Annotated in this window: 9 protein-coding genes; 6 read left to right on the top strand and 3 right to left on the bottom strand. The window is 65.8% G+C overall.

The window, feature by feature from the left end:
* Positions 1 to 2: 2 nt before the first annotated feature.
* Positions 3 to 1,040: a histone deacetylase family protein gene (locus HWX09_RS13190; protein ID WP_027781945.1), complete on the top strand. Its 1,038-nt coding sequence runs from the start codon at positions 3 to 5 to the stop codon at positions 1,038 to 1,040.
* 70 nt (positions 1,041 to 1,110) lie between these two features.
* The gene (locus HWX09_RS13185) at positions 1,111 to 2,253 is read left to right on the top strand and encodes a branched-chain amino acid ABC transporter substrate-binding protein (protein WP_027781946.1); all 1,143 of its coding nucleotides are present in this window, start codon (positions 1,111 to 1,113) and stop codon (positions 2,251 to 2,253) included.
* A gap of 44 nt (positions 2,254 to 2,297) precedes the next feature.
* On the opposite strand, the gene HWX09_RS13180 is transcribed toward HWX09_RS13185, so the two are convergent.
* Positions 2,298 to 2,720 carry an NUDIX hydrolase gene (locus HWX09_RS13180; RefSeq protein WP_027781947.1) on the bottom strand — a complete coding sequence of 141 codons (423 nt, stop codon included), beginning with the start codon at positions 2,718 to 2,720 and terminating at the stop codon, positions 2,298 to 2,300.
* Positions 2,721 to 3,015: 295 nt separating this feature from the next.
* On the bottom strand, positions 3,016 to 3,885 hold the full coding sequence (locus HWX09_RS13175; protein ID WP_027781948.1) for a mechanosensitive ion channel family protein: 870 nt from the start codon (positions 3,883 to 3,885) through the stop codon (positions 3,016 to 3,018).
* 332 nt (positions 3,886 to 4,217) lie between these two features.
* Between HWX09_RS13175 and HWX09_RS13170 the strand changes: the two genes are divergently transcribed.
* The 3 genes from HWX09_RS13170 (at position 4,218) to HWX09_RS13160 (ending at position 9,315) form a co-directional block, all read left to right on the top strand.
* Positions 4,218 to 5,558 (top strand): M23 family metallopeptidase, encoded by a 1,341-nt coding sequence (locus tag HWX09_RS13170; protein WP_027781949.1) that lies wholly within the window; start codon positions 4,218 to 4,220, stop codon positions 5,556 to 5,558.
* Between the two features lie 186 nt (positions 5,559 to 5,744).
* Complete coding sequence (locus tag HWX09_RS13165; RefSeq protein ID WP_155257279.1) at positions 5,745 to 5,924, top strand: hypothetical protein; 180 nt, start codon at positions 5,745 to 5,747, stop codon at positions 5,922 to 5,924.
* Positions 5,925 to 6,015: 91 nt separating this feature from the next.
* Entirely contained in the window at positions 6,016 to 9,315 is a 3,300-nt protein-coding gene (locus HWX09_RS13160; RefSeq protein WP_027781950.1) for an autotransporter outer membrane beta-barrel domain-containing protein, read from the top strand.
* 72 nt (positions 9,316 to 9,387) lie between these two features.
* On the opposite strand, the gene HWX09_RS13155 is transcribed toward HWX09_RS13160, so the two are convergent.
* Positions 9,388 to 9,879, bottom strand: a complete 492-nt coding sequence (locus HWX09_RS13155; RefSeq protein WP_027781951.1) for a GyrI-like domain-containing protein — start codon at positions 9,877 to 9,879, stop codon at positions 9,388 to 9,390.
* Positions 9,880 to 10,400: 521 nt separating this feature from the next.
* Here HWX09_RS13155 and HWX09_RS13150 point away from each other — a divergent pair.
* A complete protein-coding gene (locus HWX09_RS13150) occupies positions 10,401 to 13,265 on the top strand; it encodes a filamentous hemagglutinin N-terminal domain-containing protein (protein ID WP_027781952.1) in 2,865 nt (954 codons plus the stop codon).
* The last annotated feature ends 153 nt before the right edge of the window (positions 13,266 to 13,418 follow it).

Genomic DNA, 13,418 nt, shown 5'->3' with positions numbered 1-13,418 from the left:
CCATGCTCACGGTCTACAGCAGCGATCACCACCTGCATCGCGGCGTCGAACTGAAGGACGGCGCGATCACCGAGTCGTTCGAAAACCCTCTTCGCGCCGAAACGGTGCTCGCGCAGGTCCGCGCGGCCGGCCTCGGCGACGTGATCGCGCCGCGCGCGTTCGACCGCGCCAGCTACGTTGGCGCACACAGCGCGCGCTACCTCGATTTCCTCGCCGGCGCATGGGACGAATGGCTCGCGACCGGCCGCACCTGCCAGGCGCTGCCGCTCGTGTGGCCGGTGCCCGCGATGCCGGCGTCGGCGACGCTGCCGGGCTTCATCGACGGCAAGCTCGGCTTCTTCGCGATGGACGCCGGCGCGCCGATCAACGCCGGCACGTGGGATGCGGTGAGCGCGAGCGCGAATTCGGCGCTGACCGGCGCCGACCTGTTGTCGCGCGGCGGCGCGTGCGCCGCGTTCGCGCTCTGCCGCCCGCCCGGCCACCACGCGGGCCGCGAATACATGGGCGGCTACTGCTACCTCAACAACGCGGCGATCGCGGCGCAGCACGGTATCGCGAGCGGCGCGTCGCGCGTCGCGGTGCTCGACGTCGATTTCCACCACGGCAACGGCACGCAGGACATCTTCTACGAGCGCGCGGACGTGCTGTTCGCGTCGCTGCATGGCGAACCGTCGGTGTCGTATCCGTACTTCTCCGGCTACGCGGACGAGCGCGGCGCGGGCGCCGGCGCAGGCTTCAACCTGAACCTGCCGCTGCCGAAGGGCACGCAGTGGGACACCTACTCGGCGGCGCTCGATCAGGCCGCGGCGGCGATCGCGAAGCATGCACCCGACCTGCTCGTCGTGTCGCTCGGCGTCGACACGTTCGAGCACGACCCGATCAGTCATTTCAAGCTGCGCTCACCCGACTACCTGCGGATCGGCGAGACGCTCGCACGCCTGAACCTGCCGACGCTGTTCGTGATGGAGGGCGGCTACATGGTCGACGAGATCGGCATCAACGCGGTGAACGTATTGCTGGGATTCGAAGGGCGTGCGTAAGCGCGCGGCATGACCTTCGGCGAACGACGGATCCGAACACGAACGAAGCGCGACCAGGAAGGAGACAGGCATGAATCGGCATCACAAGACGGTATTCGCCACCGCGGTTGCGCTGACGTGCGCGCTGCCTGCATGGTCCGCGCATGCGGACAACGCCGTGCGCATTGGGTACGTCGCGCCGCTGACCGGCGCGATCGCGCATCTCGGCAAGGACAGCGAGAACGGTGCGCGGCTGGCCGTCGAGGAAATCAACGCGAAGGGGCTCGTGATCGGCGGCAAGAAGGTCACGCTGCAACTCGACGCGCAGGACGATGCGGGCGACCCGCGCACCGCGACGCAGGTCGCGCAGCGGCTCGTCGACGACAAGGTCGTCGGCGTCGTCGGCCATCACAACTCCGGTACGTCGATTCCGGCGTCGCGCGTCTATCGCGACGGCGGCGTCGTGCAGATTTCGCAGGCCGCGACCAACCCGACGTACACGCAGCAGGGCTTCAAGACGACCTATCGCGTCGTCGCGACCGATGCGCAGCAGGGGCCGGCACTCGCGATGTACGCGGCAAGGAATATGGGGATCACGACGGTCGCCGTGGTCGACGATTCGACCGCGTACGGGCAGGGCCTCGCGACCGAATTCGAGAAGGCGGCGAAGGCGGGCGGGATGAAGGTCGTGTCGCGCGACGCGACGAACGACAAGGCGATCGACTTTCGCGCGATCCTCACGAAGATCAAGGGCGCGAACCCCGACGCGATCATGTACGGCGGGATGGACGCGACGGGCGGCCCGCTCGCGAAGCAGGCGCGCCAGCTCGGTATGCGCGCGAAGATCCTCGCCGGCGACGGCGTGTGCTCGACCGACCTGCCGAAGCTTGCCGGGCCGGCATCGGACAACGTCGTGTGTTCCGAGGCCGGCATCGCGCTCGAGAAAATGCCGGGCGGCGCGGCGTTCGCGAAGCGCTACGAAGCGCGTTACCACCAGCCGATGCAGGTGTATGCGCCGTTCTCGTACGATGCGGTGTACATCATCACCGACGCGATGAAGCGCGCGAATTCGACGGATCCGGCGAAGGTGCTGGCCGCGATGCCGACCACCGACTATCGCGGCGTGATCGGCGAAACCAGCTTCACGCCGCGGGGCGACCTGAAGCACGGTGCGATCTCGGTGTTCACGTACAAGAGCGGCAAGAAGGCACTGCTCGATATCGTCGGGATGTAACGCGTGGGCGGCCCGGGATCGCGCGCCAGGCGCAGGCGAAGATCTCAGGCCGCGATATCGGCGAACATGTCGTGGCCGATCACGCCTGGCACAAGGCGGGGCTGCCGCAGCCAGTCAAACGCGAGTTCGACGATGAACGGCGTCGGCTGGCTGCAATGCAGCGACCCGAGCGATTCACGGTCGATCCACGCGCAATGCGCGATCTCGTTCGCCGGGCGTGCGGTTGCATCCGCATCGATCTCGGCGAGGAACACGTGATGCAGCTTGTGCGTGCCTGCGATCCGGAACAGATAGCGGGCGTGGCCGCAGGCGAGCCCGGTTTCTTCCAGCAGCTCGCGGCGCGCGGCGTCGCGCAGCGATTCGCCGCGCTGCGGCTTGCCGCCGGGCAGCACCCAGCGGGCATTCAACCGGGCGACCAGAAGGATCCGGTCGCCGCGTCGGCAAAGGACGGTGGCGCGTTCTTTCATTGAGGTTTCCTGATTGCATGCCCGCGCATCGAATCGACAGGCAAAAAGATGCCGCCCGCGAAGGGCGGCAAGGAACGGAGAGATTCGCTACTACGTGCCGGACGAGATGACCGTTTCGTCCAGCAAGGCCATTGTCGCGAGGGGATGCCGCGCAGTGAATCAGACGGGTCTGATTCGAACGCGGGCCGGGCGGAAAATCGAATCGAAGGGGAGCGATTGCATGCCGCGACGCGGTAATCGGCGCCGTGGTCGTGATGGCGGCAGCGCGATCCGGGCGCGCTCGCCGCCGCGTCGGTTACATCTGTCGGGCGCGCATGCTGTCCGCGCGGCGCTCCGCATCGTGCACGATGTGCAGCTCCCGCGTGCGAATCGGCAGCGCGCAATCCGCATCGGCGAGCGCCTTGCGCACCTGGCGCGCGAGGCGCCAGCGCATCGCCCAGAACTTGTCGGTATGCGTCCACACGCGCAGATTCGCGACGGCCGTGCTGTCGTCGAAGCGCATCACCATCACGTCCGGCTCCGGATCCTGCAGCACGTCGGGATCGGCCACGGCCAGCGCGTGCAGCGCAGCGAGCGCGCGATCGATGTCGTCATGCACGGACACCTCGACCTCGAGATCGAGGCGGCGTGTCGGGTTGCGCGTGTAGTTGCGGATCGAGCTGCCCCACAGCGCGCTGTTCGGCACGTACTCGCAGATGCCGTCCGGCTTCGTGAGGCGCGTCATGAAGAGCCCGACTTCGTCGACGGTGCCCGCGACGCCCGTGCCGCCGTCGATGTAGTCGCCGACCTTGAACGGCCGCAGCAGCAGAAGCATGATGCCGGCCGCGATGTTCTGCATCGTGCCCTGCAGCGCGAGCCCGATCGCCAGGCCAGCCGCACCGAGCACCGCGACGATGCTCGCGGTTTCGATGCCGAGCTGCGACAGCGCGCCGACGATCGCGACGATGCGGATACCCCACACGGCGACGTCGCAGAGGATCGGCCGCAGCGTGTCGTCGACGCGCTCCTTGTTCGAGAGCAGCCGGTTCAGCCAGTTGCCGACGCGTTTCGACAGCCACCAGCCGGCGACGAGCAACGCCAGGCCGGCGCACAGCTTGATGGAAAGGGTGGACAACGCGTTCCACAGGAACGTCCAGCGTTCCGGATGAAGATGATCGAGAAACATGACGGGATTCCGGTTTGAAGACACAGTGCGCGATGCGTCGCGCGGCCGACGCATTCGGGCCGGCTGCGCGCGAGCGCGGGCAGCCCTCGACTGTACACGGCGCACGATGTTTCGCGCGAGCGTTTGGGGGCGGGGCGACGTGCTGTCGGACGGCGAAATCGCGATTTCGTTCTCGTACGAATGGGCTTTTCCATCAAATAGGATTGGTCCTATTTAGCCGTTTCAAGCATGCCGATACACTCGTCTTCACGTTGCCGGATCGCGACGATAGTCTTTCCGCGATACCTGGCTCTTTCCCGATTTTTCATTGATAGACAGCGAGTGACGACGTCATGCGGTTAGACCTGCGTTTCCGTCTCGCACGCGAACAAGGTCAACCCGCGCAACGTGGCGTTCGCCGTTTTCCGATTCGCCGCGCGCTGCTGCGCGGCGCCGTCGCGGCGGCCTGTGTGGCCGGCGCACCGGGTGCGACAGCGCAGGCGTTTGATGACGCCGCGCCGTTCGCGCCGGTGACGGCGGAAACGACCGACCTTGTCGACGTGCCTTTTTTCAGTTCCGCCAGAACCACATGGGGCGGCTTGCACGCAGCGTCTGCGTCGTACGTACCGACGGGCGTCGATCATGACGGCGCTGCCGCGCGCTTCGGCGCGTGCGCGGCTTACAGCGTGCTGTGCGACGCGGCGCGCGGCGCGATCGAACGTGGCTACGCAACGCGGTTCGCCTACGGCATCGCATCGCCGTTGCCCGTGATGGGCGCGCGGCCGGCGTTCGAACGGGGCGCCGTCGATCTGGCATCCGCCGAGCCGTTCGTGTTCGCGCAGCCGGATCGTGGCACGCGCGCCGGCGCGATTGCCGGCAGCCTGCGAACGTCGCTGGCGCGGGCCGAATTGCCGGCCGGCGTCGCCGCGCAGATCACCCGCATGCTGGCTGGGCGCATCGATCCGACGCAGCACGGCGCCATCGGCGATACCTTCCGCGTGGCATACGAACCCGACCCCACCGCGACGCTGCCGAGCGGCGTGCGCGTGACGGCGCTCGAAATCCGCTTTCGCGGCCAACATGTCGCGGGTGTGTGGTTCGCGCCCGATGCAGGCACGCCGGGTGCCTACTACGACCTCGACGGCATGCCGCTCGCCGGTTCCCGGTTCGCGATGCCGGTCGACGCGACGCGGATCAGCTCGCATTTCGGCGCACGCGTGCATCCGGTAAGCGGCGCGCGTCACGTGCATACCGGCGTCGATCTCGCCGCGCCGGCCGGGCGCTCCGTTCACGCATCGGAGCGCGGCGTCGTGTCGTTCATCGGCACCGAGCCGCGCGGCTACGGCAAATATGTGGTGATTCGTCACGACGGCGGCTATGCGTCGTACTACGCGCATCTGTCGGCATTCGAGCCGACGCTGCGAACCGGCGCGCGCGTCGTTCGCGGCCAGCGCGTCGGCGCCGTCGGCAGTACGGGGACGGCGACCGGCCCGCATCTGCACTTCGAGGTACGCCGGCATGCCCGTCTCGTCGACCCGATCGCACTGGTGCAGGCGGCCGAAGCGGCGACGCTGAAGGGCGAACGGCGTGTCGCGTTCAACCGCGTGGCCATCGATGCGCGTACGCGTCTGGCCTCGGCAGCGTGGTCGCTGCCGGTCGCGATGTCGAAGCCTGTCGCATCGGATGCCGGCTGACAGTGACTGGATGCCGGCCACGGCGGCCGGCATCGTTGCCTGCGCGATCGGCTTGCGAATTGCTGCTCATCGTGCGGAGCAACATGGCCGAATGGCGTGAAGCCATTGCACGGTTAATCGATCGTCGAATAACGTCATTTTTTCTGGCTTGTTCGATTCGCATTCTTCTTCGCTTTCGAGATTCTCGTGAAAATCGGAAAATTCAACCGGTTTTCCTTCCCTTTTCCCGCCATCCCTATCCCGCAGGGTTTTCCGCAACGCAACAGTGCGGCTATTCCCGTTATTTCCGAATGCGAAATTAATCCAGTGCTGATTTCCGATATCACGCGGTTGGATCTTGCGATTGTTTCACGGCAGGTGATATAACCCGTTTCACGCACCGGTTTGCTGCAATAACGTCACCAATAAAGGCGGGCAGAAAATGAAAAGAAAGGCGCGGAACCTGGGTTTGGGTGGAATGGCGATTCTGAGCGGCGCGATGCCGGTCGGTGCCCATGCGGCATGCTCGGCCACCGCGCCGGGCAGCGGTACGACGGTCACGTGTTCCGGCGCCAATGCGCCATCGGTCGTGGCCGCAGCCGGCAGCACCAACGTGACGATCGACCTCGATTCGACCGCGACGGGCAGCTATGTGCTGACGTCCACGCCGACGCCGTTCTCCGTCGACACGTCGAGCGCGATCACCAACAACGGCAACCTGTCGATGTCCGGCAACGGCACGGGCGTCGCGAACCGCGGCGCGGTGCTGCTCGGCGTGAACAACGGCAACACGCTCACCAATGCCGCCACCGGCGTGATTTCGACGACCGGAATCTATAACGACGGGATGGCCGCGAACGGCAACAACAATACGCTCGTCAACAACGGCACGATCACGACCACCGGCAACAATTCATACGGGATGACGGCCGCGTGGGGGCAGAGCAATCCCGGCGCGTCGGGCAACCGGATCGTCAACACCGGCACCGTGACGACGTCCGGCAACAACGCGCGCGCGGCGTCGTTGCTCGGCGGCAACGGCACGATCACCAACAGCGGCACGCTGACGTCGAACGGCCGCGATGCGCCAGCCGTGTACATGCAGGGCAACAACGACACACTGGTCAACAGCGGCACGATCCAGACGACCGGCACGGCGACGAGCGGCGGCAGCGTCGATGCGGTCGTGTCGAACACGCTCGGCAGTTCGTTTACCGCGACGATCACGAACCAGGCCGGCGGCAGGATCATCAGCAACAACGGGATCGGCGTGCGCTCGACCAACGGCGCGACGACGATCACCAACGCGGGGCTGATCCAGGGCGGCGGTGGCACCGCGATCCAGGGCGGCAGCGGCAACGTGACGCTGATCCTGCAGACTGGCTCGCAGATCGTCGGCACGGCCAACGGTGGCGCGGGCACCAACACCGTGATGCTGCAAGGCACCGGCACCGCATCGAATGCGTTCACGAACTTCCAGAGCCTGACGATGGCCGGCACCGACTGGACCTGGGCCGGCACCGGCACGTTCTCGACCGCGCTGGTGCAGAGCGGCACGATGAACCTCACGGGCACGCTCGGCACGACCACGGCTTCGGTCGTCGCGACCGTGAACGCGGGCGCGACGCTGCAGGCGAATGCGTCGAACCTGCCGCTTTCCGTGACCGACAACGGGCTCGTGCGCTTCCAGCAGGACAGCTCCGGCACATACACGGGCACGATCGGCGGCGCGGGCGCCGTGGAGAAAACCGGTGCGGGCATGCTGACGGTCGCGCCTGCTGCCGCCGGCGGCAATACGTATTCGGGCGGCACGACGATCACGCAGGGCACGCTGTCTATCGCGGCCGACAATGCGCTCGGTGCTTCGTCAGGAAACCTGACGTTCAATGGAGGCACGCTTCAGCTCGGCAGCGCATTCAACGCCGCATCGGGCCGCGCGGTGTCGATCACGTCGAACAACGGCACGATCGATACGCAGGGTTTCAACTCGACGTTGACGCAAGCGATCGCGGGTGCGGGTTCGCTGACGAAGCTCGGCAGCGGCACGCTGACGCTGAATGGCGCGAACAGCTACGCGGGCGGCACGAACGTGAATGCGGGCACCGTGATCGTCGGTGACGGCACGAGCGCGTCGGCCGCGTTGAGTGGCGGCGGCCCCGTTTCAATTGCATCGGGCGCGACGCTCGGCGGCTACGGCAGCGTGACGGGCAACGTGACGAACAACGGCACGATCTCGGTCGCGAATGCGCTCGCGAGCCTCGCCGGCGGTGCGACCGGCAACTTCCAGATCAACGGCAACCTGACGAACGCGGGGCTCGTGCAGATCGGCGGCAGCGGCGTGGGCAACACGCTGACGGTGGTCGGCAACTACGTTGGCCAGAACGCGACGATCGCATTGAACACGACGCTCGCCGGCGACGGCGCGCCTTCCGACAAGCTGATCGTCAGCGGCGGCGCGGCGAGCGGCGCGAGCACGCTGAAGGTGACGAACGTCGGCGGTGCCGGCGCGCAAACGGTGGCCGATGGCATCCAGGTCGTGCAGGCGACCAACGGCGGGACGTCGAGCGCGGGCGCGTTCACGCTGTCGGGCGGCACGGTGAGCGCCGGCGCGTATTCGTACTTTCTCGCGAAGGGCGGCGCGGCGAACGGCACCGGCGAAAGCTGGTATCTGCGCAACACGGTGCCGCCGAAGCCGGTGCCGCCGGTCGTCCAGCCGGGACAACCGACGCCGCCGCCCCAGTCGCCGATCACGCCGGCCGAAGGCACGCCGGAGTCGATCGTCGAAGCCGTCGACAATGCCGGGACGGGCGGCGCGGCCGAACCCGTCTACCGCCCGGAAGTGCCGCTGTACGCGGAAGCGCCGGCCGTCGCGCGCCAGCTCGGCCTGCTGCAGATCGATACGTTCCATGACCGCCAGGGCGAGCAAGGGCTGCTCGCCGAAAACGGTTCGGTACCCGCGTCGTGGGCGCGCGTATGGGGCGGCAACAGCAACATCAAGCAGAAGGGCGACGTGACGCCGTCGTTCGACGGCACGGTATGGGGGATGCAGGTCGGGCAGGACCTTTACGCCGATACGACCGCCGGCGGACACCGCAATCACTACGGCTTCTTCCTCGGCTTCGCGCGCGCGGTGGGCGACGTGAACGGCTTCGCGCTCGCGCAGCAGGACATGGGCGTCGGCACGCTGCAGGTCAATGCTTACAACCTCGGCGGCTACTGGACGCATATCGGCCCTGGCGGCTGGTACACGGACGCGGTGCTGATGGGCAGCGCGCTGACCGTGCGCACGCATTCGAACGACAACGTGAACGGCTCGACGAACGGCAACGCATTCACGGGTTCGGTGGAGGCGGGCTTCCCGGTCGCGCTCGGCTACGGGCTGACGCTCGAACCGCAGGCACAGCTCGTGTGGCAATGGCTGTCGCTCGATCGCTTCAACGACGGCGTGTCGAGCATCGCATGGAACAACGGCAACACGTTCCTCGGCCGGCTCGGCGCGCGGCTGCAATGGGCGTTCGATGCGAACGGCGTGAGCTGGAAGCCGTACTTGCGCGTGAACGTGTTGCGCTCGTTCGGCGCCGACGACAAGACGACGTTCGGCGGCGCGACGACGATCGGCACGCAGGTCGGGCAGACGGCCGGGCAGATCGGCGCGGGGCTGGTTGCGCAACTGACGAAGCGCGGCAGCGTGTATGCGACGCTCAGCTACCTGACGAACCTCGGCGGCGAGCACCAGCGCACGGTTACCGGGAATGCGGGCGTGCGGTGGGCGTGGTGATTGCGAAGTGCTGATGATGCGTCGATCGATCGGCCGTGGCGCGCGTCGTCGCGGCCGATCGGCACCGGCTACTCACGCAGATCTTTCTACAGGCAACCAGATTTCAAGCACGCCTGTACCAGCGACCGGATCGTAGTCCTCGCTGTAGCGTTCGAACTCGGGCGCTTCCGCCGCCTTGAATCCCGACGTCGGCAGCCATCCGTTCCAGATGCTGTGGAAAGTCTGGTGAATCGTCGAGAGGTGTCCGCTGTGTTCGAAGACTGCATACCGCTGCGGTTCAAGTTCGATGCAGCGGAACGGGGCAGGCAACCGGTCGCAACGCTTCACCTCGACGCCGGCGATGTATTCGAAACTGCCGTCCGCACCCGGGTTGCAGCACACGCCGTAAGTCACGCCGCCGACCTGACCGGGTATGTTGCCGATGTACGGGATAAAGGTTTGCCAAAGCGCCGGGATCCCGTCATTGGTTTCGAAGGTATACCGGTCGCTCATGCCTGCGATCAACCACCTTTCGCCGTCTTCGAAGCGTGGCGATGCTAGGTCGACGATTTTCAGTTCTTTCATGCGTAGCGGCGCCACAAGCGATAACCCGTCGAGTGCGCGACGTGCCCGCACTTCTTCGGGTGTCACGCCGAATAGATCGCGGAAGGCGCGCGTAAATGCCTCATGGGAGCCATAGTGATGTGGCGACCTTCCTGACTATCGGTCGACGGCTCATACACCACGTTCGGCTGCTCAGGGGTTCCGGATGTCGATTTGCGTTAGGATTTCTTCGTGTCACTCGCGTCATCGATATCGGACCAGTCCTAGCGTGCCTTAAGTCACGGCGCGATCCGAATCGCACACATCAATCGACGCGGTATTTTTGCCGGCGTGAGTGTCAAGAACTGTGCGCCTCTGTGCCAAATCAGCCCGGTCTGATGGACGCGCCAAAAGTGCCTGCGTAGCATCCAACCAATTGCATCGGTCGCTATATCTCGCGCGCCGGGATTCTGTACCAACTCGGTCTTTTCGATCCGATGCAACGGAGAAAATCGGTGCGCGTGGAATCCGGTCCGTTATCGATCAGGTGAGGAATAAGGAAAATGAATTCGAAGCAGTCCTTGCAATCAGATGCGAAAAAAGCACGTCAATGCGTGCTGAAACCGCTCGCCGTGCTGGTGCCGCTGATCGCCGCTGGCCACGCGTACGCGGCCCAGGGCGGAGCGATCGCGGCTGGCGCCGGCAGTATTAGTCAAAACGGTGCGAACACGCAGATCGACCAGACGTCGTCCAAGATGATCGTCAACTGGAAGAACTTCGACATCGGCAAAAACGAAGCGGTCAACATCAAGCAGCCGGATGTCAATGCCGCGATCCTGAACCGTGTGCAGTCGGGCGACATGACGTCGATTCAAGGCGCGCTGAACGCGAACGGCCGTGTGTTCGTCGTGAACCCGAACGGCATCGTGGTCGGCAAGGGTGCGACGATCAATGCGAATAGTGTGGTGCTGTCCGCGGCCGATGTGTCGGATAGTGATTTCATCTCGAATCGCTTACTGACGCTGCAGAACGGCAATGGCGCGACAGGTACCGTACAGAACGACGGTACGATCGCGACGCAGAGCGGCGCGCTGCTGGCGGGAGCGCGTGTCATCAACGGCCCGGACGGTGTCGTGACGGCCCAGAACGGCAACGTCGCGCTCGCGGCTGGCGGCAAGGTGATGCTCCAGCTCAATGCGGACGGCAGCATGGGCCAGGCCTATGTCACCGAGGGTGCGTCGGGCGCATTGGCGGCCAACGACGGGAAGGTGATCGCCGACAACGGCTGGGTACGGCTCGAAGGGAAAACGACCGACGCGTTGCGTGGCGAAGTCGTGCGCAATACCGGCTACACCGAAGCGGCGTCGCTCGAAGGTCTGGGCGGCGCGAATGGCGCTGGCACCGTGACGCTCGGCGCAAGCGGCGACACCCCGGCGAGCGCTGGTATTCGTGTCGCTGGCGATATCACCGCGCGTAACATCGCAATCGAGAGTTCCGGCGACCTGACACTCGACGGCGCGAACTTGAACACTTCCTCGCTGGAAATGCCCCGCTTGGGCAGCACGGCCCTGAAAGCGAATCGGGTCACTGTATCGGAAAAGGGTGCGGTGTCCAACGGCGCGCTGAGTGTTACCGGATCGGGTGACGATGCGGCTTATCTCCAGCAGGGAGATTTGATCCTGACCAACGGCGCCATGAGCGCGTCGGGGCTCGATCGCATTGTTCAGAGCGGGGGGCAGCTGTATGCAGCGGGGCCCATCGATCTTCGCGCGGGCGACATCGTACTCGGCGACGTGCAGACGCCGGGCGCCTTGACGGCGAGCGCGGATCGCAATCTCGACGTGAATGGTGCGCTGAAGGCGTCGGCTGTGGATGGGACATCCGGGAACGACCTGACCATCTCCGCGCCCGGCGCGGTCACGACGCAAATTGCCAGGTTGAATGCCGGCAACGACCTGAACGTCGACGGACAGGTCAATGCGAGCAATATTGGGTTGCTGATTGGCAAAAACGTGAATATTGCTGGCGCGGTGACGACGCCAGGCGACTTGCCGGCCGCGAATCTGGCCATCGGCGCGACGAGCGGGGTGCTTCGTATCGATGGCTTGGTCGACGGAACGACCCTTCAGCTTATCGGCTCCCGAGGCGTCGAGCAATCTCAAGGCGGAGTCCTGCGCAGTACCCGCGGGCTCAGGGTCGGGTCCACCGAGGGAAGCGTCGCGCTCAACGGTGCGGTGCATGCGCCGCTCGGGTATTTCGTGACGGAGAACGACACCTTCAACTATGCGCCGGGCGACTATGCACCGGGGCAAGCGCACGGCGCGACCACCGCACCGGTCGACCCGGTCAAGCCGGTGCAACCGGGGCGCGGCGGCTCGATCGTGGCCGGTGCGGGCACCATTGCACAGGACGGCAAGACCACCGATGTCCAGCAATCGACCGACCGGCTGGTCGTCAACTGGAAGGATTTCGATATCGCGCGCGACGAGGCCATCAACTTCCGGCAACCGAATGCGAATTCAGCTGTGCTCAATCGCGTCGCGTCCGGCAAGGTCACGTCGATCGATGGCGCGCTGAGCGCGAACGGCCGCGTCTTCGTGCTGAATCCGGACGGCATCGTGGTCGGCAAGGATGCGACGATCAATGCGAACGGCGTGACGCTCGCAGCGGCGGACACGTCTGACGACGACTTCATGCAGAAGCGCACGCTGCGCTTCAACATGGATCCGGCCAAGCGCGGGATCGTCCAGAACGAAGGGACGATCGCGACCAGGACCGGCGCGGCGCTGATCGGCCGCGAGTCGACGAATCTTGCTTCGGGGCGCATCACGAGCGGCAACGGCAACGTCGCGCTGGCGGCGGGCGGCGGCGCAACGATGTCGCTGAATGCGGACGGCAGCCTGAACCAGATCGACGTGACGAACGCGACCGACCATGCGCTTGTCGCCAACGACGGCCGGATCACGGCCGACAACGGCTATGCCCGCCTGCAGGCCTACGCGTCCGGCGCTGCCGATGCGGAAGTCGCGCGCAATCGCGGTCAAATCGATGCGATCAACCGGTCGAACGCGAGCCGGTCGGCGAGCGGCTCGAGCAAGGGCGACGTGCTGATCAGCGGCCGCAACGCCGACAACGGCGACCAGGGCGGTATCGTCAATATCCGCGGCCGGATCACCGGACAGAACATCCGTGTGGACAGCACGGGCGATCTGAATGTGTCGAACGGTGCCATGCTGGGCACGCGCAACGTCGGCCCGAACTACGGCGTGACACTGGCCGGCCGACGGGTGGCGATCGCGTCGACCGGTGCGACGATCAACGGTGACGCAACCGTGCAGGGTGTGGGCGACGACGCGGTGTTCGTGCAGGACGGGCCGCTGAACACGTCCGGCCGATTGTCGATGAGCAATATCGTCACGTCGAAGTAAGTCGCGCTGCATGCCGCACGGAATCGCTTCCGTGCGGCATGGGCGGGCGGCAACGTGACGTTTGCGTTGGTCGTTTCGAGCTAGGGGCAGGCGGTGGGTACGCCTGCCCCGTTTTGACTTCATGGCGTCATCGTCGCGGCTCGAGCCGCGAAT

The organism is Burkholderia sp. BCC1208 (assembly GCF_902833095.1).
GTDB lineage: Bacteria > Pseudomonadota > Gammaproteobacteria > Burkholderiales > Burkholderiaceae > Burkholderia.
The sequence above is the reverse complement of the archived record's forward strand: the minus strand, read 5'-3'. Positions and strand labels throughout refer to the sequence as shown.

Bases quoted from the DNA above. Each gene is read 5' to 3' on its own strand.
- HWX09_RS13160 (WP_027781950.1), top strand. From the start codon at position 6,016: ATGGCGATTCTGAGCGGCGCGATGCCGGTCGGTGCCCATGCGGCATGC.
- HWX09_RS13180 (WP_027781947.1), bottom strand. From the start codon at position 2,720: ATGAAAGAACGCGCCACCGTCCTTTGCCGACGCGGCGACCGGATCCTT.
- HWX09_RS13175 (WP_027781948.1), bottom strand. From the start codon at position 3,885: ATGTTTCTCGATCATCTTCATCCGGAACGCTGGACGTTCCTGTGGAAC.
- HWX09_RS13170 (WP_027781949.1), top strand. From the start codon at position 4,218: ATGCGGTTAGACCTGCGTTTCCGTCTCGCACGCGAACAAGGTCAACCC.
- HWX09_RS13190 (WP_027781945.1), top strand. From the start codon at position 3: ATGCTCACGGTCTACAGCAGCGATCACCACCTGCATCGCGGCGTCGAA.
- HWX09_RS13150 (WP_027781952.1), top strand. From the start codon at position 10,401: ATGAATTCGAAGCAGTCCTTGCAATCAGATGCGAAAAAAGCACGTCAA.
- HWX09_RS13185 (WP_027781946.1), top strand. From the start codon at position 1,111: ATGAATCGGCATCACAAGACGGTATTCGCCACCGCGGTTGCGCTGACG.
- HWX09_RS13155 (WP_027781951.1), bottom strand. From the start codon at position 9,879: ATGAAAGAACTGAAAATCGTCGACCTAGCATCGCCACGCTTCGAAGAC.